This is a genomic window from Achromobacter spanius (genome assembly GCF_002966795.1).
Taxonomy (GTDB): Bacteria; Pseudomonadota; Gammaproteobacteria; order Burkholderiales; family Burkholderiaceae_B; genus Achromobacter; species Achromobacter spanius_D.
Genome location: NZ_CP023270.1, coordinates 3,347,456 through 3,367,852 on the forward strand (window position 1 = coordinate 3,347,456; position 20,397 = coordinate 3,367,852).

The window sequence follows — 20,397 nt, forward strand, 5'->3', positions numbered from 1 at the left end:
AGGTGATTGTCTTCGTGCCATCTATTTAACTCTTATTGGAATAGATAGAGTGGGTATTCCTTCATCTTTCTGGAAAAAGCCATGACTCAACTACAAGGAAAGGTCGCCCTCGTCACCGGCGGCAACAGCGGCATCGGCCTCGCCGCCGCCCAGGCCTTTGCACAGGCCGGCGCGCAGGTCGCCATCGTGGGCCGGCGTCAGGACGCCGTGGACGCGGCCGTGCGCGTCATCGGCCACAACGCGCTGGGCATCACGGGCGACGTCGCCGACCTGGACACCCACGACCGCGTGGCCGAAGAAATCCGGCACCGCTTCGGCGGCCTGGACATCTACATGGCGAACGCGGGCGTTGCCATTCTGGAGCCGTCGGCGCAGGTGACGGTTGAACACTACGACCGTCAATTCGCCACCAATACGCGCGGCGTGTTCTTTGGCGTCACCCGCGCCCTGCCCGTCTTGAACGACGGCGCGTCCATCATCCTGGTCAGCTCGATTGCCAGCGCCAAGGTGCTGGAAGGCCATGCCGTCTATGCGGCAAGCAAGGCCGCCATCGAAGCCATGGCCCGCAGCTGGGCGCTGGAACTGAAAGCGCGGCGCATCCGCGTCAACGTCATCAGCCCCGGCCCGGTGGATACGCCCATCCTGGAAAAGCTGGGGCTGCCCGCTGATCAGCGCGCCGGGCTAAACGACGCCATGGCCGCCGCCATCCCGCTGGGCCGGATGGGCCGCCCCGACGAACTGGCGCGTGCCGCGCTGTATCTGGCCAGTGACGAGAGCAGCTTTGTCTCGGGCGTCAACCTGCGGTTGGACGGCGGCATGGCGCTGACGTAGTGGGCTGTGCCGCGCCGGGCAGGGTGTCAGCCGGCCGGGTCAATGCCCAACGTCAATGCCCAACGTCAGCGCGTAGTGTTCGGCGATATCGACCGCCTTGCGCGAACTGCCCGCCGGCGAACCTTCCTGGGTCCACAGGAACGGATAGAACGAGAAGCACTGACCCGGACCCAGTTCCTTCACATCGGCTTGCCATGCCGGCCAGCGCAACGAGGCATAGAAGTCCTCGATTCGTCCGCCCAGCATTGCTTGCAGGAAATCGGAGTAGCCCAGCTCCAGCGCCTCCCATTGCAGGCTGTCGGGCGCGCGGTAATAGAGCATGCCCGGATCGTCGCCGAGCGCACCGCCATTCAGCGCAAAAAAGCCGCCCGCCGCATCGTCCGCCACGAGCAGGAAGCCATCCGCCCTGCCCGCGTTCCAGCCAGCCAGGTCGCGCGGCAGGCGTGGATGCCCGCTGCCCAGCACGCGCAGCCATCCGCCATCAAGCAGCAGGCCGCCCGTGCCGTGAGCGATGGCCCCCATCGGAGACCGAGTCGTCACTTGCAACGACAGCAGGACATCGTCGCTGCGTGAGGAAGGGGGCAGGACTTCGCACGGAATAGCCGCAGCGGCAATCCATTCCTGGACAAGCGGCAGGGCCGGATCGGTTTCGTTGATGAGTTCGTTCAAAGGTCGCATGGTGCGCGATGCTGACCGGTTCGGGACGATCTGGCAAGCCAGCCGCTCCCCCCGAGCGCCGGCCAGACCATCCCTGAATCAGCGCTACAATCCGCGCCGGATTCCCGCCGAGCGTGCCCCCCGCCGCACGGCCCGCGCCCAAGCGCATGGCATTGCAAAAATAGCCGCCCGGCCGCCCGAAGGCGGGGCAGCCCCCTCGGGGGGCAGCTAGCGCATTCCCCCAAACCCCATTGATCGTTTGTCCGGTCGCACCGGATGCTTTTGCTGTTCTGGAAATCGAGGATTTCATGTCTCGGCAGTTGTTGGGCCTGGTGCTCGGGCCCCTACTTGGCTTGTTCGTTGTCTGCATCGGCAACGCTTTCATCTCTTCCCTTACGACCCTGCAGTTGGACGCCGCCGGCGAATCGGCCACGGTGGTCGGCATCATTTCGTCGTCCTACTTCATCGGTTTGACGCTGGGCGCGATCTTCAATGACCGCTTGATCCTGCGCATCGGCCATATCCGCGCCTACAGCAGCTTTGCGTCGCTGATCGCCGTGACGGTGCTGCTGCAGGGGCTGATCTTCGATCGCGAAGCGTGGTTCGTGCTGCGCCTGATCAACGGCTGGGCAAGCGTCGGCGTGTTTCTGGTGGTCGAAAGCTGGCTGCTGCTGGCGGGCGATGCCAAGATGCGCGGGCGTCTGCTGGCGCTCTACATGATCGCGCTGTATGGCTCGGGCATGCTGGGCCAGCTGGAGCTGGGCGCGATCACGCGGATGGGCGACATGGCGCCCTTCATGGTGGCCGGCTTGCTTGCATCCCTTTCCGTGCTGCCGATGGTGATCATTCCGCGCGTGTCGCCGCTGGTCGAACGCGTCGAGCCGCTGCTGCCGCAGCATCTGGCGCGCATGACGCCCACGGGCGTGATGGGCTGCTTTGGCTCGGGCGTGGCGATTGCCGCCGTCTACACCCTATTGCCGCTGTATCTGCAGCGCATCGGCCTGGACGTTGCCGAGGTCGGCAAGATGATGGGCGCCGTCATCCTGGGCGCCATGGTGCTGCAGTATCCGGTCGGACGCTGGTCGGACCTGCGCGACCGGCAGGTCGTGCTGATCGCACTGGCTGTCTTCTGCGCCGTGCTCAGCTTGCTGATCCTGATGCTGCCGCCGGGCTCGTCGCTGCTGATGCCGCTGCTGTTCCTGCTGGGCGGCGGGGTCTTTGCCATTTATCCGGTGGCCGTCAGCCACGCGGCCGACCGCGCGCCGGCCGACGCGCTGGTGCGCATGATCCAGGGACTGCTGCTGATCAACTCGCTGGGCTCGGCGTTGAGTCCGCTGGCGATCTCGCCCGTGATGGCGAAGTTTGGCGAAGCGGGCCTGTTCTGGTGCTTTGCGTTGCTGAATCTGGGACTGGTGACGTTCTTCGTCTGGCGCCGTAACGAACGGCCGGCGCCCGCCCCGGTCGCGCCCTTCGCGGCGGCCGCGCAGATGTCGCCGGTGGGCGTGGAGCTGCGCGTGACCGATGACCTCATCCAGGGCGCGCTGGATCACGAAATGACAGAAGACCTGACCAACGCGGTCCACGGCGCCGAGGCAGCCGAGCCGGTGCTGAACACCGTGCCGGACGCGCCGCCGACGGCCTGACGGGCACTATCGAACGGCCAACAACCGCTCGCCTTTGCGCGAAGAATGCGGGCAATCGTACCGGCATGTATCTGCGATTCCCGCCGCACACAGTGCGACATGAAATCGGGCGTGCGCCGGCGCGGGTTCAGCGGGATGATGCAAGCACCCTTTAAACCCGGTGCACATCATGGAAAACATCCCGCCCCTTGAATCCCCCGCCGCGCTCGTATTCGGCGGCTCCCGCGGCATCGGCGCCGCCATTGCCGCGAGGCTGGCGGAAGCCGGCTACGCGGTGGCGCTAACGTACGCCAACCGCGCGGACAGCGCCAACGCGGTTGTCGCGTCCATCGAGGCCAGCGGCGGACGCGCGCTGGCCATTGAAGCCGACAGCGCCGACCCGCAAGCCATCGCCTGCGCGGTCGACACCGCCGTGCAGCTGTTCGGGCCATTGAGCGTTGCGGTCGTCAACGCCGGCATCTACCGCGCCAACCCGATCGGCGCAGTCCCGCTCGACGAACTGGACCAGATGCTGGCGGTGAACGTGCGCGGCGTGTTCCTGGCCATCCAGGCGTCGGCCGCCAACATGCGAGACGGCGGACGGATCATCACCATCGGCAGCAACACCGCCATCCGGACAGGCTCGCCCGGCAGCAGCGTCTACGCCATGACCAAGGCCGCCGTCGCCGCGATGGTCAGCGGGGCGGCGTTGGACCTGGCGCCCCGCGGCATCACCGTCAACAACATCCAGCCGGGACCCATCCAGACCGATCTGACGGCGGAATGGACGGCGCAACTCATCCCCCGCATCCCGCTGGGGCGCATGGGCAAATCGAGTGAAATCGCGGGCCTCGCGGCGTTCCTGGCGGGAGCCGACGCCGGCTACATCACGGGCGCCAGCCTGACGGCGGATGGCGGCTTCGTGCTGTAGCTACGCGTGCCGGGCCTGGACTGCTATCCCCGCTGGCTCAGCGCGCGTTCGATGCGATTGCGCGCCACCGTCGTGCGCGGCACCTTGAACGGGAACCAGCTGCGCACGTCCTCTTCCAGGCCGATGCCGTGCATGAAGTTGTAGATGGCCTTCTTCAAGCCCTTGCCCAGCGCGTCGTGATCCACGCCCGTGGGATCGTGAAAGCCCACGTCGTTCTTGGCGAACGTGACGTCGGGCAAGGGTTTGAGCTTGATGCCATATTCGTCGGGGTTCAGGCCCACCGGCGAATGCACCGTACAGGCGAAGCGGTGAAAGAACCCGCTCTGGATGCAGTCGTTCTCGAACAGCTGACGCACATATTCCAGCGCGTCCACGGTGTCCTGCACGGTCTGCGTGGGAAAGCCGTACATCAGGTAGGCGTGCACCAGCACGCCGGCATCGCTGAACGCACGCGTCACGCGCGCCACCTGGTCGATCGACACGCCCTTCTTCATCAGGTTGAGCAACCGGTCGGACGCAACCTCCAGTCCGCCGGATACCGCAATGCAGCCGCTGTCGGCCAGCAGTTCGCACAGTTCCGGGCTGAAGGTCTTTTCAAAGCGGATGTTGCCCCACCACGAAATGCCGGCGTTGCGCTCGATCAGCTCGGCCGCCAGCGCTTTTAACGCCTTGGGCGGCGCGGCTTCGTCGACAAAGTGAAAGCCGGTCTGCCCGGTCTCGGCCACGATGGCCTCGATGCGATCGGCCAGCACGGATGCGGATGCACCCTCGTAACGGCCGATATAGTCCAGCCCCACGTCGCAGAAGCTGCACTTCTTCCAGTAACAGCCGTGGGCGACGGTCAGCTTGTTCCAGCGGCCGTCGCTCCAGAGCCGGTTCATCGGATTGAGCATGTCCAGCAGCGACAGGTAACGGTCCAGCGGCAGGCCGTCCCACGTGGGCGTGCCCACCTCGGCGAACGCGACGTCGGGTTCAACCAGGTTGACGTACCGCACCGCGCCGCTGTCGGCGTCGCGCACGAATGTGCGCACCAGGCGCTGGCGCGACCGCTTGCCCTGCACGTGCTCAAGCAGTGCAAGCAAGGGGCGCTCGCCGGCGTCCAGCGTGACGAAGTCGAAGTAATCGAACACGCGCGGGTCTTTCAGTTCGCGCAGCTCGGTGTTGACGAAGCCGCCGCCCAGCACCGTGACGATGGTGGGATCCTGCGCCTTGATGGCCTGCGCGATGCGAAAGGCCGCGTACACCGCGCCTGGAAAGGGCACCGACAGCAGGACCATCGTCGGCTTGTGGCGGGCCAGCGCGGCATCGGTAAGCTCGCGCAGCGTTTCGTCCACCAGGTTCATCGGCGCGGCCAGCGCCTCTGCGAGCGGATCGAACGTCGGCTGGCTGCCCGCGAGCGATTCGGCATAGCGCACGAATTCAAAGCGCGGGTCGATAGCGTCACGCAGTACATCGGCCAAGTCATTCAGATAGAGCGTGGCCAGGTGCTTTGCCCGGTCCTGCAGGCCCAGCGCGCCAAACGCCCATCCCAGCGGATCGCCGCCGTCTTCGTCCAGGTAGACGTCCAGCGAGCTAAAGCGCGGGCCCTCGGGCAGGTAGTTGCGGCCGGCGATACGATGCGCCAGCGTCGGATCGCGGCCTTGCAGAAAGCCGATCACCGGCCCGATGGTCGCCAGATAACGCGCCTGCATGGCGACGAAGGCCTGGACCGGTTGCGTGTGTTTTTCAAGGGGCAGCGCGTCGATACGCTGCGCCACGGCGCGCAGGCCGTCGGCCGACAGCAGGCGCAGCACCAGGGCAAGCGCCAGATCCTCCTGATACGCGGTGACCTCGCGCGAACGCAGGAAGCCGGTCAGGTAGGCGGTGGACGGGTACGGGGTATTTAACTGCGTCATCGGTGGAATCACCGACAGCACGCGCAAAGGCAAGGTCGACATGAGGCACGGCAGGACTGCCGTCTAAAAAGCGGGGATCGGTGCAATTATAGGCAGCGCGGCGGGCGCGGCCCGCCCCGCCCTACAACACGCCGTCCAGCCAGTCCAGCACGCGGCGGTTCAACAGCGACCGGTTGGCGGACTCGCAATGGTCCCCCGCGCCTTCCTGCGCCGTGAAACGCAGCAGCGTCTTGGGGCAGCGCAATTCGTCGAAGAACTGCTGGGTGCCGGCCGCCAACGGGTCGTTTTCGGCAAGCGTCATGAGCATCGGGCACGTAATCTGGTCGACGCGGCCCTCCAGGGTGAACAGCTCGACTGCTCGCAGGTAATCACGCAGATTGTCCACGCCGTGCACCCAGAAGGCGCGCCGCGCCACCTTCCACGTCAGCGTGGGGCTGGCCAAGACGAACTGCCACAGGCGGTCCATCACGGGTTCTTCCAGTTCCCCCAGGTTGGCCGCACTTTCCGGGGTGGCGCCCAGCTTGACCGCCAACGGCCGGAACGAGCCCGCGAGGCTGCGTTGGCCCGGGTCCGCAATGCAGGCCGCCAGACGGGGTTCACCGGAGGCCGCGCGCGGCGCCAGATGGCCGCCCAGGCTCCAGCCGCTAAGTGCGATGCGTTTGGCGTCCACGATGGGCAGCGTGATGGCGTAGTCCACCACCGCGCCCACCACCGTCTCCCAATCGGGCCGCATTGTTACGCCCTGTTCGTACAGCATGCCGCCCTGCCCTGGCCCATCGAATACCAGGGCGTGATAGCCCCGACGCGACGCAGCCACGGCGCTCGCAAAATACATATCGGTCACCGTGGCGTCATAACCGTTGGTGAAGATGACGAGCGGTCTGACGTCAGTCTCAAAACCGACGGCCGGCACCAGGTAAGCCGGCATGCGGGCGCCGTCCAACGGGATGCCTGCGGGCAGGACCGGATGTGCGGACAGCGCAAGGCCCCGGTCGAAGGCCGCCATCTGCTTGCGAAAGGCCGCCAGCAACCGCGCATCCGTCGGCGCGCGATACAGCGGCCGAAACGCCGTGCAATAGAAGGCGCTTGCGCGCAGGTGCAGTTCACGCGCGCTGGCAATGCGGTTGCGTTGTTCGGCGTCATGTGCCTCGGCGGCCAGGCGGTCACCGGCCGCCATCCAGGCCTCGAAGAATGCGGTGTCGTCCCCGTCCCCCACCGCCCGGCCTACCGCCAGAATTTCCCCCAGATCCGCCCCGCCGTAGGGCATGTAGGCGGCCGGCCGCATGCCGAAGTCGTCGTGCAGTTCGTTCTGGAAAGCCAGGCCCATGGAATTCTCCGAAAAAGAATGATGCGACGCGCCGGGACTCGAGCAGCGTACCCCAGCGCCGCTCCCGTGGCGATACACCGTTTCGTCAATCTGCTTCGTCAATTTGTACCGTCAATTCGTATCGCCAAGTCGTCTCGCTAGCTGCAAACCGTCTTTGTCGAAATGAGCGCCCGCCGCAATCACAATCTTCAAACCGGCGGACTATCGTTCAATACGACCCGCCGGCCGGCTGGCACATTGCCGGGATCCCACACCCTGGCAACCGAAGGAATCACCCGTGCCTGTCATTGCGACCCCCACCCCCGGCGCCAAGCTGCTGTCCCCGCACGATCACACGCTGATCATGATCGACTTCCAGTCGCAGATGGCGTTCGCCACCCATTCCATCGACGCCGTCACGCTGCGCAGCAACGCCGCGCTGGTGGCGCATGCCGCCGCCGGCTTTGGCGTGTCCACGATCCTGACGACGGTTGCCGAAAAAAGCTTCTCCGGCCCCATGTTCGAGGAAGTCACCGCCCCCTTCCCGGGCCGGCCGCTGCTGGACCGCACGTCCATGAACACCTGGGAAGATGCCGCCGTCATCAAGCAGGTCAATGAAATCGGCAAGAAGCGCATCGTGCTGGCCGGCCTGTGGACCAGCGTGTGCATCGTCGGCCCGGCCCTGTCGGCGCTGGACCAGGGCTTCGAGGTTTATGTGATCACCGACGCCTGCGGCGACGTGTCCGCCGAAGCCCACAACCGGGCCATTGAGCGTATCGTTCAGGCAGGCGGCCAGCCGATCACCGCGTTGCAGTATCTGCTGGAATTGCAGCGCGACTGGGCCCGCATCGACACCTACGACATGACGACCGGCATTGCCCGCAAGTTCGGCGGCGCCTACGGCCTGGGCATCATCTACGCCAAGTCCATGTTCAACGCCCACGAAGGCTGACAGGAGCGCGCCCATGAAGGTCTATCTCGTTTCCTTGGGACTCGGCCTGTTGGTCGGTATCATCTACGCCCTGTTCAATGTGCGGTCGCCGGCGCCACCAGTGATCGCGCTGGTTGGCCTGCTGGGCATCCTGGCGGGGGAGCAGATTCCCCCGCTGGTCAAGCGCCTGCTGGCGGACGAGCCCACCCGCACGTCCTTCATTCATGAACAGGTAAAACCGCACATGTTCGGCGAACTGCCTAGCTGCCCCAAGGCGTCCGCCGACACCGCCCAACAACCCGCCGATGCATGTGGAGACAAGCGCAATGGCTGACACCCCGGATCCCGCGCGCCAAGGCGCCCCCGACCTCATCCTGCATCAGGGCCGTTTCACGACCCTGGACCCCGCCAACCCCATCGCCGACGCCGTCGCCATCAAGGACGGCCGTTTCACGCGCGTGGGCGCGGCAAGCGACATCCTGCCCCTGGCAGGCCCGGCCACCCGCGTCATCGCGCTGGGCGGACGCGGCGTGCTGCCCGGCCTGATCGACAACCACCTGCACATCATCCGGGGCGGGCTGAACTACAACATGGAACTGCGCTGGGACGGCGTGACCAACCTGGCCGACGCCATGGCCATGCTGCGCCGTCAGGTCGCCATCACGCCCGCCCCGCAATGGGTGCGCGTGGTCGGCGGCTTCACCGAACACCAGTTCGCGGAAAAGCGCCTGCCCACCATTGAGGAACTGAACGCCGTGGCGCCCGATACGCCCGTGTTCATCCTGCACCTGTACGACCGCGCCCTGCTCAACGCCGCCGCCCTGCGCGCGGTCGGCTACGACAAGAACACCCCCGCGCCTCCCGGCGGCGAGATCGTGCGGGACTCGGCCGGCAATCCGACCGGACTGCTGCTTGCCAAACCCAATGCGTCGATCCTGTACGCCACGCTGGCCAAGGGACCCAAGCTGCCCTTCGAATACCAGGTCAATTCCACGCGTCATTTCATGCGCGACCTGAACCGCCTGGGCGTCACTGGCGCCATCGATGCGGGCGGTGGTAACCAGAACTACCCCGAGGACTATCAGGTCATCCAGCAGCTGGCCGACGCCGATCAGCTGACGATCCGCCTCGCCTACAACCTCTTCACCCAGAAGCCCAAGCAGGAAAAGGAAGACTTCCTGAACTGGACGGCCACCTCGCAGTACAAGCAAGGCACCGACTACTTCCGCCACAACGGCGCAGGTGAAATGCTGGTGTTCTCGGCGGCTGACTTTGAAGACTTCCGCCAGCCGCGCCCCGAGATGGGCCCCGAGATGGAAGGCGATCTCGAGGAAGTCGTGCGCATCCTGGCGCAGAACCGCTGGCCCTGGCGCATGCACGCCACGTACGACGAAACCATCTCGCGCTCGCTGGATGTTTTTGAACGCGTGAACAAGGACGTGCCGCTGGCCGGGCTGAACTGGTTCTTCGACCACGCCGAGACGATCTCCGAACGCTCCATCGACCGCATCGCCGCCCTAGGCGGCGGCGTGGCCGTGCAGCACCGCATGGCCTACCAGGGCGAATACTTCGTCGAACGCTACGGCGCCGGGGCTGCCGAGGCCACGCCGCCCGTCAAGCGCATGCTTGAGAAAGGCGTCAACGTATCGGCCGGCACCGACGCAACTCGCGTTGCCTCGTACAACCCGTGGGTATCGCTTTCGTGGTTGATCACGGGCAAGACGGTGGGCGGCCTGCGCCTGACCCCGCAGCGCAACTGCCTGGATCGCGACGCCGCCCTGCGCATGTGGACCGAGAACGTCACCTGGTTTTCGAACGAACAGGGCAAAAAGGGCCGCATCGCTGTCGGCCAGCTTGCCGACCTGATCGTGCCGGATCGCGACTTCTTCTCCTGCCCGGAATCCGACATCGCCGACACCAGCAGCCTGCTGACTGTCGTGGGCGGCAAGGTGGTCTGGGGCGCAGGCGACTTCGCCGCACACGACGAGGCCGCGCCGCCGCCCGCCATGCCCGACTGGTCGCCCACACGCCTGTTCGGCGGCTATGGCGCCTGGGGCGACAGCGAAGGCAAACCTTTGCAGGCCACCCTGCGCGAAGCGGCCGCCGCCTGCGCGTGCGCCAACGACTGCAACGTCCACGGCCACCAGCATGCCGGCGCCTGGGCCAGCAAGCTGCCCGTCTCCGACCTGAAGGGTTTCTGGGGCGCGCTGGGCTGCGCCTGCTGGGCCGTCTGACGACGCATCGCGCGGCCGGGGCATGACCTCGGCCGCGCGATGGTTCAGGACGCCCGGGCCCTGCTTGCTTCCGTCAATTGACGGTGATGCCACCCTCGCGGATCACCTTTGCCCACTGCTCGATCTCGGCGTTCAGACGCGCCTTTGACGCTTCCACGTCAAGCGCGTCAGCGTAAACGCCTTGCTCCAGCAGTTGGGCCTTGGCATCGTTCTTGGCCAGCGCCGTGGTCAGCGCCTTGTTGATCTTGGCCACGATGGGAGCCGGTGTGCCGGCCGGCGCCATCACACCAAAAAGTGAACTGACGTTAAAGCCGCTGAAACCCTGCTCCTCGGCCGTGGGAATGTCCGGCAACATCGAAACGCGTTGGGGCGTAAGCACGGCCAACGGCCGCAACTGACCGGACTTGATGAAAGAGATTGCGGCGGGAACCGTCTCGGTCATCGTCTCGACCTGGCCTCCGACCAGATCGGTCATGGCCGGACCGCTGCCGCGGTAGGCCACGTGCACGATGTTGACACCCGCGATCTGCTTGAATAGCTCCATGGCCATGCGCTGCGGCGCGCCGGCGCCCGACGAGGCGAAGTTGAGCTTGCCCGGATTCGCCTTGGCGTAGGTCACCAGTTCGGAGAGCGACTTGATCGGCAGCTTGGGATTGACGACGGCCACCAGCGGCACGAAGCCGACCACCCCAGCGGGCGCAAAGTCCTTGCGCAGGTCGTACGCGATGGTGTCCTTCTCCAGGGTCGCCATGACCGAGTGCGAGGTCAACGCGCCCATCAGGAGGGTATAGCCGTCGGGCTGAGCCCGCGCCACCTCGGCAGCGCCGATGTTTCCGCCCGCTCCGCCCCGGTTCTCGATCACAACCTGACCGCCGATCTCTTCGCTCAAGCGCTGGCCCACGATGCGCCCGATCACGTCGGTCGCGCCTCCCGGCGGGTAAGGAATGATCAGGCGGATGGGTTTGCTGGGATAGCTGTCGGCGGCCTGCGCGGAGGCAAGGCTGGGGATGGCGAAGGCGGCAGCGGCGATGAAGGCGGCAGCAGCGATGTTGATGCGCCTGCGCGCGGCGTGCTTACAGATCATGGTTGTCTCCCGATGCGTTCTTATGGCTAAAGAGCTTTAAACGCATATTCGCAAACTCTCGCCTGCGCAAAGAGAAAAAACTTTATGGTCTGACAACAAAATCCTTGCGAGTCTTAGGGCGTCCGGATGAGGAAAATTCGCTTGTCCGAGAACGGATGGCTTGGGGCAAGCATTCCTTCAGACTTCTGGACGACCTGCGACAGTCCGGCCGCGTCAGGCCGATCCCCCGCCCTCAATGCGCCGACGCATCCAAAAACCGATGCACCACCCGCACCGCGGCCGCGCCCTCGGCGATGCTCGCCAGCACGTGTTTCTCGGAGCCCGCGCGCGCCGCTCCTACCGCAAACACCCCCGGCTGTGAGCTTTCGTAATCCCGCGCCTGCATCGACCCCGCTGCGGCACGACCCGTATGGATACAGCCCTGCTCGTCCGTGTCCAGCCACCCGTCCAGCCAGGCGGTGTTCGCTTGATCGGTCAGCGCTTTCGCATCGCCTTGCATGCCAGTCGCAACGATGAGGCTGCGCGCCTCGATCAGCCGGCCATCGTCCAGCCACACCCGATAGGGATAACAGCCGCCGTCGAAGCGGCTGACCATGCGCAGCGGCAGCACGTGCGCGCCGAAGCGCTTGCTCTGGTCCTCGGCGCGGCGCAGCAGCGGGCCTTCGCACAATCCGGTGATCGTGCCCGGGAAGCCCTTCAGCATGTCCAGCCCGGGCGCGTCGCCACAGGCCAGCGAACCGCCCACCAGCACCGTCTGCAGTCCTTCGGAGGCGGCATAAGCGGCGGCTGCCAATCCAGCCGGCCCGCCCCCGATCACCGCCAGGTCCATGACGGGATCTTCCTGTTCGCCGCGCTTCACCGACCGCAGGATGGCGCCGCCATATGGGCGCCGCCGCAGATATCCGATACGTCGCAGCATGAACGCGCGCAGGATGATCTCCGCCAGCGGCCGTTCCGTCAGGATCAGCGCTTCGAGCGCTGCGCGGCTCAGCCGCAACAGGCGGCTGGGGGTGTTGGCGCGCACCGTGACCGCATTCGGGCGGTCGGTGAAAAGGTCCAGGCTGCCCGTAAATTCGCCGTCGCGATGAACGAGCAAGCTGCGCATCGTGCCGCCAGCCTCTGCTTCCAGCACTTCCGCAAAGCCCTGCAGCAAAATGTAGAACGCGGCTTGGCGATCACCGCTTTTCAGCAGAACACGGCCCGGCTCGGCCGACATTTCTTCGCCATAGGGCGCGGCGCGTTCGATGAGTTCGCGCGGCAGCATCGGGAACGCCTGCGCATGCAGCGCGGCAAGATCGGGCGGAGGGTTGACCGGCGCGGCGCCGGCGGCAAGAACACGCATGGAACGCTTTCGGAACATCCGGGATGGGTGGAAGGTATTCCATGAAGATAGCGCCGCGGCGCGGGCACGTCTTGCCCACTTGCGTCCTGCTTTGTATGAAAGCGCGCCGGTCGCGTCCGCAGCAACGTGCTGCGCCCTGCCGGCTGCCGACGTCTGAGCGCTACTTCACGCGCCGTATTCCCTGCGCCACGCACCCGGCGCCACCCCGACCACACTGGTGAAAACGCGCGTCATATGCGCCTGGTCGGCAAAGCCGCACAAAAGCGCGATGTCGGTGATCGACCGGCCCGGCGACCGTAGCAGTTCCTGAGCCTTCTGCACTCGCTGCTCCAGCAGCCAACGATGCGGCGTGGTGCCGACCGTCTGGCGGAACGCCTTGATGAAGTAGCTGCGCGACAGATTGCAGGCCTCGGCGATGTCCGCAATGGAGGCGTCCTCGCGCAGCGAGGCCAGCAGCATGTCCTTGGCGCGCGCTTCCAGTTTGCGGGACAGCACGCGGGCCCCGCCCGAGTCCGCCCAGCCGCTGGTCGCCCCGGCCCCGTATTGCGTCAGCAGATGCGTGCCGAGGGCCAGACTCAAATGGTCCACGAATAGGCCACTGGTCCGCGAGGGATCCGCCACCACGCCCGCCAGCACCTGCGACAGATGGCCCAGCACCGGATCCGGCTGCCCATTGCGCGGCAGCAGGCTGCTGACACGCGGGCCGCCTTTTTCGTCGTTGATGCGTTCGATGAACGCGCGCGTCATCTCGATCAGCAGGAAATCGAACCCGCCTTGCAGGTCGGCCCGGTAATCATCGGTGAAGTCGCGGATGTAGATCGAGCCGGCATCAAAATCGTGCGTCGACGCGTGATTGCCCTGCAGGATGCGGCGGCGGTGCCCGCCACGCAGCGCCACGCCCACGAGAAACCCGCGATCCGACGCGGGCGTTGCCACGCTGCCGAACTGAGCGGTCTCGGTGCGCTTGCGATAGAACGTCAATCCGCCCCCGTGAAACTCCTGGTTCACAGCCAGCTTGCTGGCCGAGCAGCCCAGCGTGTCGGTGGACCGCACGGGCATGGGTTCGGGAATCAGGAGCTGGGAGGCGGGCATTGAAGCTGTCCAAATCGGGGCAAACGCATTTCGGGCTCGAAGATAGCAGGCGATGCTGCTTCGCAACAAGCAACATTTGGCAAACGTGGCCATTGCGAGCGCAGGCCGCCCGCAGAGCTATCGGGCCCGTCAGCGTGTCACAACGCTGTCAACAAACGCAGCCAGCTCCCGGTTGAACCTGTCCGACTCCTCCATGAACGGCGCATGCCCCGATGCCGCGTAAATCCTACTGCGCACGTGCGGGTTCAGTTCCCTTGCCCGCGCGATTGACGGCGCGGGCTGCACCAACGCGTCCTTCGCACCGTAGATCAGCAGCACGGGCTTGCGCGCCGACCCAAGGCCGCGCGCTGCCGCGACCGTCATCGATTGCACTGCGGCCTGCATGTCGAAGGACGCCATGGCGGCATTGGCCAGAAGCCGTTGGAACGTGATGCCATCGGGCGGTTGCGCAAAACACAGACCGATGAATTCACGCTCCGCGTCCAGATGAGTTCTCAAGTCGGACGACACCATGTCCCGGTATAGCGCGGGATGCGGCGCGATCTGCTTGGCGTCCAGTTCGATCACGCCCCCCACATAGACGGCGCCCGCAATCTGAGCATCGCCATACGCGGCAAGGTAGTTGGTTGTCACGGCGGCGCCCAGGGACCAGCCGACGACCACAGGTTCGCGCGCGCCGGTCGCTTTGATCACCGCAGCCAGATCGTCCGCCCAGCGCCGGCCGTTGGTGTACGCCGCCGCATCCACCGGCTTGCCCGACTGACCGTGGCCCCGCAGGTCGTAGGTGATCAGCCGATAGCCTTGCAGCGCCGGACTGGAAAGCTGGGCCCCCCAGTTCAGGTGGCTGCCCAGCAGCCCGTGCACGAAAACGACCGGCGGGCCATCGGACTTGCCGGCCTCCTGGACGGCAAGCGTCACGCCATCGGGCGCCGTGACGGTGTACTGCCGGGACTGCGCGTGCGCGGCCGCCGAGGCCACGACGAACAAGGCGACTGCCGCCACGTGGCGAATGAAGGTTCTACGTTGCATGCCGATGCATCCAAAAAATTGAAGAAGCGCCAGTTTCAACCCTCACACCTATGTCAAGGTCAAGCGCCAATCTGCTACGCTTTCCCGCATGAAACCGCCCGCGCCTCAACCCCCCATGTCGATCGGTGAGCTTGCCCGCAAAACCGGCGCAAGCCTGCGTTCCCTGCGGCACTACGACGACCACGGTCTCCTGGCGTCAGCCCGGGCAGACAATGGGTATCGCACCTTTCCCGACGCCGCCGTCACGCAGGTCAGGCAAATCCAGCGCCTGATCGCTTCCGGCTTCACGCTGGCGGAAATCCGCGGGTTTCCCGATTGCATGCGGCTGATCGAAGGCGCGGCGGCCTGTCCGGAGACGTCCGAGGTGCAGCGCAGCCGGTTGGCGTCCGTGGAGCGCCAGATCGCCGACCTCGAACGCCGCCGCGCCCAGTTGCGCCAGATGCTGGAAGATACCGGCAACCCTTCCCCGCGCTGATGCGCGGCACAGCCCCCAACCCGTAGCGCACGCTTTCATACCGGGATTCCATGGCTACCTCGACGCCCCGCTCCCCCGCCAAGCCTGCGCCCAACTGGTTGCGCTGGCTGCCCGGCCTGGCGCTGTTGAAGTCCTATCAGGCCGCATGGCTGCCCAAGGACATCGCCGCCGGCCTCGTCCTGACGACCATGCTCGTGCCCGTGGGTATCGCCTACGCCGAAGCCTCCGGCGTTCCGGGCGTCTACGGGCTGTACGCCACCATCATCCCCATGCTGGCCTACGCGCTGTTCGGCCCGAGCCGCATCCTGGTGCTGGGCCCGGATTCCGCATTGGCCGCGCCCATTCTGGCGGTCGTGCTCAGCGTGTCCAACGGCGATCCCATGCGCGCCATCGCCGCAGCCAGCATGATGGCCGTCGTCTCGGGGCTGTTCTGCATCGTGCTGGGCCTGATGCGGTTGGGCTTCATCACCGAGCTGCTATCCAAGCCCATCCGCTACGGCTACATGAACGGCATCGCGCTGACCGTGCTGGTCAGCCAGTTGCCCAAGCTGTTCGACATCTCCATCGACGACGCCGGCCCGCTTCAGGAAATGCAGCAACTGGCGCTGGCCGTTGCCGACGGACAAACCCATTGGCCAAGCTTCGCCGTCGGCGCGGCAAGCCTGGCGGTGATTCTGCTGCTCAAGCGCTTCGACCGCGTACCGGGCATCCTGATTGCCGTGATCCTCGCCACGCTGGCGGTCAAGCTTTTCGGCCTGGATGCTCAAGGCGTGAAGGTGCTGGGCGAGATTCCGCAAGGGTTGCCCAGCCTTGCCTGGCCGTGGCTCAGCAATGCCGATCTCGTCAAGATCGTGCTGGGCGGCTGCGCGGTGGCGCTGATTGCGTTCGCCGACACCAGCGTGCTGTCGCGCACCTATGCCGCGCGCACGCACACGCGCGTCGACCCGAACCAGGAAATGGTGGGACTGGGCGTGGCGAACCTGGCGGCGGGCTTTTTCCAGGGCTTTCCGATCAGCAGCAGCGCGTCGCGCACGCCGGTGGCCGAAGCGGCCGGCTCGCGCACGCAGCTCACCGGTGTCGTTGGCGCACTGGCCGTGGGCGCGCTGCTGATTGCCGCGCCAAACCTGCTGCGCCACCTGCCCAACAGCGCGCTGGCCGCCGTCGTGATCGCCGCCGCCATCGGCCTGTTCGAAATCAAGGACCTGCGGCGCATCTACCGCATCCAGCAATGGGAGTTCTGGCTTTCCATGCTGTGCTTTGCCGCGGTCGCGGTGTTTGGCGCGATTCCCGGCATCTGCCTGGCGGTGGTCATCGCCGTCATTGAATTTCTGTGGGACGGCTGGCGGCCGCATTTTGCGGTACTGGGACGCGTGCCCAACCTTCGCGGTTATCACGACCTGAAGCGCTACCCGAATGCCGCCCTGATCGACGGCCTGGTGCTGTTCCGTTGGGACGCGCCGCTGTTCTTCGCCAACGCCGAGCTCTTCCAGCAGCGCCTGCTCGAAGCCGTGGAGGCATCGCCGTCGCCCGTTCGGCGGGTGGTCGTCGCCGCCGAACCCGTCACCAGCGTCGACGTCACCTCCGCCGACATGCTGCGCGAACTGTGCGAAACGCTATCGCGCGAAGGCATCGCGCTACATTTCGCGGAAATGAAGGATCCCGTGCGGGACAAGCTCAAGCGGTTTGAGCTGTCGCGGTTGTTCAGCGACGACCATTTTCATCCGACGGTCGGTAGCGCGGTAGACGATTACCTGGGACACACTGACGCCAACGGGCGAGGCCGCTAAGCGCCGCGGCCACGGTCCGCGCCCTCACGGATGTTGCAGATACGTCTCGGCCAAGCGGCTCCAGAAGGCCGCGCCCACGCACAGGTTGTCGTCATTGAAGTCGTAGTTGGCATTGTGCAAGGCACGTCCGCCATCCGCGGGCCCGTTGCCGATCCTTACCAGCGCGCCGGGGACGGCTTGCTGCATGTAAGCGAAGTCCTCGCTGCCCATCAACGGCGGCATATCCGCCACCACTCTGTCGGCGCCCGTCAATTCCCGCGCGACCTTAATCGCAAGGGCCGTGGGCGCCTCGGCGTTATCGACGACCGGATACCCTTCGACGTAGTCGATCTGCACACTGGCTTCGTGGCATTGCGCAGTGGACTCGCAAATCCGGACAATGCGCTCGCGCAGACGCGCCCGGACTTCGGGGTTGAATGAACGCACCGAAATGCCGAGTTCAGCCGTTCCAGGAATGACGTTCAGCGCATCCCCAGCGCGCAGCCTGCCCACCGACACCACCGCCGCCTGAGAGGGATCGATATTGCGCGACACGATCGTCTGCAGCGCCATCACGATGGCGGCAGCCGCGACGACCGGATCGGCCGCCAGATGCGGACGCGCCGCATGCCCTCCATGCCCGATCACTTTCACGAACACCCGGTCGCCAGCGGCCATGAAGGGGCCGCTGCGGGTAAGAAACTGCCCGGCCGGGGCGCCCGGATGATTGTGCATCGCCAACACCATGTCGCAGGGAAATCGCTTGAACAGTCCCTCCTGGACCATGCGCTTGGCGCCACTGTCGAAGCCGCGTTCCTCGGCCGGCTGGAAAATCAGGTGCAAGACGCCCGAAAAGTTGCGCGTGCGCGCCAGATGGCGGGCTGCGCCAAGCAGCATGGCCATGTGGCCGTCATGCCCGCAGGCATGCATGCGGCCTTCGGTCTGGCTGGCATAGGGCAGCCCGGTCGCTTCCGTGATCGGCAGCGCATCCATGTCGGCCCGCAGGCCGAGGCGCCGAGCCCCGGCCCCCGCGCGCAGCGTGGCGACCAGTCCCGTACCCGCCAGACCGGCCTCGACCTCATAGCCCCACCCCGACAACAGCTCGCCCACGCGGGCCGAGGTGACGTGTTCCTGGAAGGCAAGCTCGGGCCGCTGGTGCAGCGACTGCCGCAACGCGACGAGTTCGTCTCGCAAGTCTTCCAGGTCGGCAATCGTAGTGCGGGGCGCCATCATGCGATGCCCGTCGCACCGACAAGCTTGACCAGTTCCCCCCACTTTTCATACTCGCGTTTGAAGAACGTCTGAATCTCGGCCGCCGTCATGGGCGCATACGGGGGTACGCCTTCGTTTTCCAGGCGAGTGCGGATCGCAGGATCGTCCATGGTCTCCTGCACCGCTTTGCGCAGCGTTGCGGCAATATCGGCTGGCACGCCGCTGGGCAGGCAGAATGCATTCCAGGTCACGATGTCGTAGTCCGTCTCCAGCGTTTCGCCGACGGTCGGAATCTCAGGCGCGGCCTTCAACCGCTCCGTGCCCGACACCGCAAGCGCAACCAGACGCCCGGCCTTGACCTGCGGCCCCAGCACGGACCACGCATCGAATGCGAAGGTCAGCTGGCCGCCGGTAAGGTCCGTCAACACTTGCGGCCCCTGCTTGTAGGGAACGTGCAGGAGCTTGGGCACACCCATCTTCTGCGCGAGCACGTGGCAAGCGATATGGCTCGACGTGCCGTTGCCGTTGGAGCCGTAGCTGGCCTTGTCCGGATTCGCCTGCACATGCGCCACAAGTTCCTTCAACGTCTTGATGCCTGAACTGGCCGAAACGACCAACACGACAGGAACCTGAATCGTCACAGCCAAGGGTTCGAACGCCTTGAGGGGATCGAAAGGCAGGTTCGCATAGATATGCGGGTTGATTGCGAACGTGCTGGCGGTGCTATAGAGCATGGTGTAGCCATCGGGCCGGGCGCGGGCCGCGGTTGCCGCGCCGATGTTGCCCCCTGCGCCGGCCTTGTTTTCGACGACGATGTTGGCATCGAGCCGCTTGGCCAGACCCGTACCGATCATTCGCGCGACGATGTCAGTGTTTCCACCGGGCGCGAACGGCACGATCACCGAAATCGGCTTGTCCGGATATCCCTCTGCCGCCTGGGCGCTGCGCCAGGGAATGGCGCCCGCGCCCGCCAGCGATAGCAGCGGCAGTCCCGCCAGATGTGCACACAAGGCACGGCGTTTTTCATTCATGGTTTTCCCCTTGTAGGTTTATTTGCCGCTGTTCGGCGCGAACCGCCCGACGTGGGCGCTGACCTCGAAGCGGTCCGCGTTGGACGAAGCGCGGTGATAGTCGCAAAGCGCCATCGGCGTGGCCCACCAGACATCTTGCGCGGCGGCGATATGCGCAAAGAACTTGTCGAGCAGACGCAAGCGCTGCCCTCGCCCCGAAATCCAGTCATGGACGGTGATCATGCAAAGCCCGCCCCATTCCCGCACGCCTTCGAATTCCTCGATCCAGCTCTCGAGCACGGCGTTCGGGTTCGCCGGGTGAGTCTTGTCGCGCGGCCCGTTCGTGTACCGGAAGTACAGGGCATCGTCGATCGTCCACGTCACGGGCACCTGCACCAGCCCATCGATCGAATACGGATGGTCAAAGCCCATCAGCGAACTGTCGTAGGCCACGCCAGCCCGCCGCAGAGCGGCCAGGCTCGCGGGCGAATGCTCGAAAGAAGGCGCGCGATATCCGCGCCGGGCCGCGCCCGTCTGCTTCTGAAAAACGTCGATGCTGCGGCCCAGATAATCGTCCAGCATGGCGTCGTCCAGCGTATCTAGGCGTTCGTGGAAATAGCCGTGATAGCCGACCTCGTGCCCCGCCTTCACAAGCGTCGCAAGCAGATCGGGGTATGTGGCGGCCACCACGCCGGGCACGTAGAACGCACCCTTGATTTCCCACTTGTCCAGCAAGGCCAGAATACGCGCGACGCCCTGCCGCGGGCCGTACCGGCGCTGCTCCAGTTCGCCCAGCGACTGCGGCTGCTGCTCGCGCGCAGTCCAGAAATACGGGGACTCCGCGTCCAGGTCCAAGGTAAATGCCACGGCGCAGCGCTTGCCCTCAGGCCACGCATACGCGGGAAATGAAATGCGGCTGTCTTCGTGCATGGTGATGCCGCGCAGAGAGGTGTCCATCAGCGTTCTCCTTGATGATTTGT

At 65.7% G+C, this 20,397-nt stretch carries 18 protein-coding genes; 8 read left to right on the forward strand and 10 right to left on the reverse strand.

Features of this window, described 5'->3' with window-relative positions:
* Positions 1-81: 81 nt before the first annotated feature.
* On the forward strand, positions 82-831 hold the full coding sequence (locus CLM73_RS14985) for a glucose 1-dehydrogenase (RefSeq protein ID WP_105239097.1): 750 nt from the start codon (positions 82-84) through the stop codon (positions 829-831).
* 39 nt (positions 832-870) lie between these two features.
* Here CLM73_RS14985 and CLM73_RS14990 read toward each other — a convergent pair whose 3' ends face one another.
* The gene (locus CLM73_RS14990; protein WP_105239098.1) at positions 871-1,509 is read right to left on the reverse strand and encodes a DUF2625 family protein; all 639 of its coding nucleotides are present in this window, start codon (positions 1,507-1,509) and stop codon (positions 871-873) included.
* 287 nt (positions 1,510-1,796) lie between these two features.
* Here CLM73_RS14990 and CLM73_RS14995 point away from each other — a divergent pair, with 287 nt between their 5' ends.
* Positions 1,797-3,131: an MFS transporter gene (locus tag CLM73_RS14995; protein ID WP_105239099.1), complete on the forward strand. Its 1,335-nt coding sequence runs from the start codon at positions 1,797-1,799 to the stop codon at positions 3,129-3,131.
* Between the two features lie 169 nt (positions 3,132-3,300).
* Positions 3,301-4,041: an SDR family oxidoreductase gene (locus CLM73_RS15000; RefSeq protein ID WP_105239100.1), complete on the forward strand. Its 741-nt coding sequence runs from the start codon at positions 3,301-3,303 to the stop codon at positions 4,039-4,041.
* 23 nt (positions 4,042-4,064) lie between these two features.
* On the opposite strand, the gene CLM73_RS15005 is transcribed toward CLM73_RS15000, so the two are convergent.
* Complete coding sequence (locus CLM73_RS15005) at positions 4,065-5,978, reverse strand: B12-binding domain-containing radical SAM protein (RefSeq protein WP_105239101.1); 1,914 nt, start codon at positions 5,976-5,978, stop codon at positions 4,065-4,067.
* A 79-nt stretch (positions 5,979-6,057) separates the two neighbouring features.
* Positions 6,058-7,263, reverse strand: coding sequence for an alpha/beta hydrolase family protein (locus CLM73_RS15010; protein ID WP_105239102.1), 1,206 nt, complete (start codon positions 7,261-7,263; stop codon positions 6,058-6,060).
* 277 nt (positions 7,264-7,540) lie between these two features.
* Here CLM73_RS15010 and CLM73_RS15015 point away from each other — a divergent pair, with 277 nt between their 5' ends.
* The 3 genes from CLM73_RS15015 to CLM73_RS15025 are packed head-to-tail and all read left to right on the forward strand — an operon-like array spanning position 7,541 to position 10,407.
* Positions 7,541-8,194 (forward strand): hydrolase, encoded by a 654-nt coding sequence (locus CLM73_RS15015; protein ID WP_105239103.1) that lies wholly within the window; start codon positions 7,541-7,543, stop codon positions 8,192-8,194.
* Positions 8,195-8,207: 13 nt separating this feature from the next.
* Positions 8,208-8,507 carry a XapX domain-containing protein gene (locus CLM73_RS15020; RefSeq protein ID WP_056561574.1) on the forward strand — a complete coding sequence of 100 codons (300 nt, stop codon included), beginning with the start codon at positions 8,208-8,210 and terminating at the stop codon, positions 8,505-8,507.
* Positions 8,500-10,407, forward strand: coding sequence for an amidohydrolase (locus CLM73_RS15025; RefSeq protein WP_105239104.1), 1,908 nt, complete (start codon positions 8,500-8,502; stop codon positions 10,405-10,407). Before CLM73_RS15020 ends, CLM73_RS15025 begins: the two co-directional genes overlap by 8 nt.
* Before the next feature lie 73 nt (positions 10,408-10,480).
* Here the strand turns inward: CLM73_RS15025 and CLM73_RS15030 are convergent, their stop codons facing one another.
* From CLM73_RS15030 to CLM73_RS15045, 4 genes are all read right to left on the reverse strand, one after another.
* Positions 10,481-11,491: a Bug family tripartite tricarboxylate transporter substrate binding protein gene (locus CLM73_RS15030; RefSeq protein ID WP_105239105.1), complete on the reverse strand. Its 1,011-nt coding sequence runs from the start codon at positions 11,489-11,491 to the stop codon at positions 10,481-10,483.
* A 232-nt stretch (positions 11,492-11,723) separates the two neighbouring features.
* The gene (locus CLM73_RS15035; protein ID WP_105241543.1) at positions 11,724-12,833 is read right to left on the reverse strand and encodes a cyclic nucleotide-binding domain-containing protein; all 1,110 of its coding nucleotides are present in this window, start codon (positions 12,831-12,833) and stop codon (positions 11,724-11,726) included.
* Between the two features lie 165 nt (positions 12,834-12,998).
* Positions 12,999-13,925 (reverse strand): helix-turn-helix domain-containing protein, encoded by a 927-nt coding sequence (locus CLM73_RS15040; RefSeq protein WP_105239106.1) that lies wholly within the window; start codon positions 13,923-13,925, stop codon positions 12,999-13,001.
* 129 nt (positions 13,926-14,054) lie between these two features.
* Positions 14,055-14,954, reverse strand: coding sequence for an alpha/beta fold hydrolase (locus CLM73_RS15045; protein ID WP_105241544.1), 900 nt, complete (start codon positions 14,952-14,954; stop codon positions 14,055-14,057).
* Positions 14,955-15,042: 88 nt separating this feature from the next.
* Here CLM73_RS15045 and CLM73_RS15050 point away from each other — a divergent pair, with 88 nt between their 5' ends.
* Complete coding sequence (locus CLM73_RS15050) at positions 15,043-15,429, forward strand: MerR family transcriptional regulator (protein ID WP_105239107.1); 387 nt, start codon at positions 15,043-15,045, stop codon at positions 15,427-15,429.
* Between the two features lie 50 nt (positions 15,430-15,479).
* Positions 15,480-17,216 carry a SulP family inorganic anion transporter gene (locus CLM73_RS15055; protein WP_105239108.1) on the forward strand — a complete coding sequence of 579 codons (1,737 nt, stop codon included), beginning with the start codon at positions 15,480-15,482 and terminating at the stop codon, positions 17,214-17,216.
* Positions 17,217-17,240: 24 nt separating this feature from the next.
* Here the strand turns inward: CLM73_RS15055 and CLM73_RS15060 are convergent, their stop codons facing one another.
* The 3 genes from CLM73_RS15060 to CLM73_RS15070 are packed head-to-tail and all read right to left on the reverse strand — an operon-like array spanning position 17,241 to position 20,374.
* Positions 17,241-18,428: a M20 aminoacylase family protein gene (locus CLM73_RS15060; protein ID WP_105239109.1), complete on the reverse strand. Its 1,188-nt coding sequence runs from the start codon at positions 18,426-18,428 to the stop codon at positions 17,241-17,243.
* A complete protein-coding gene (locus CLM73_RS15065; protein WP_105239110.1) occupies positions 18,425-19,438 on the reverse strand; it encodes a Bug family tripartite tricarboxylate transporter substrate binding protein in 1,014 nt (337 codons plus the stop codon). Before CLM73_RS15065 ends, CLM73_RS15060 begins: the two co-directional genes overlap by 4 nt.
* An 18-nt stretch (positions 19,439-19,456) precedes the next feature.
* On the reverse strand, positions 19,457-20,374 hold the full coding sequence (locus tag CLM73_RS15070; RefSeq protein WP_105239111.1) for a polysaccharide deacetylase family protein: 918 nt from the start codon (positions 20,372-20,374) through the stop codon (positions 19,457-19,459).
* Positions 20,375-20,397 lie beyond the last annotated feature (23 nt).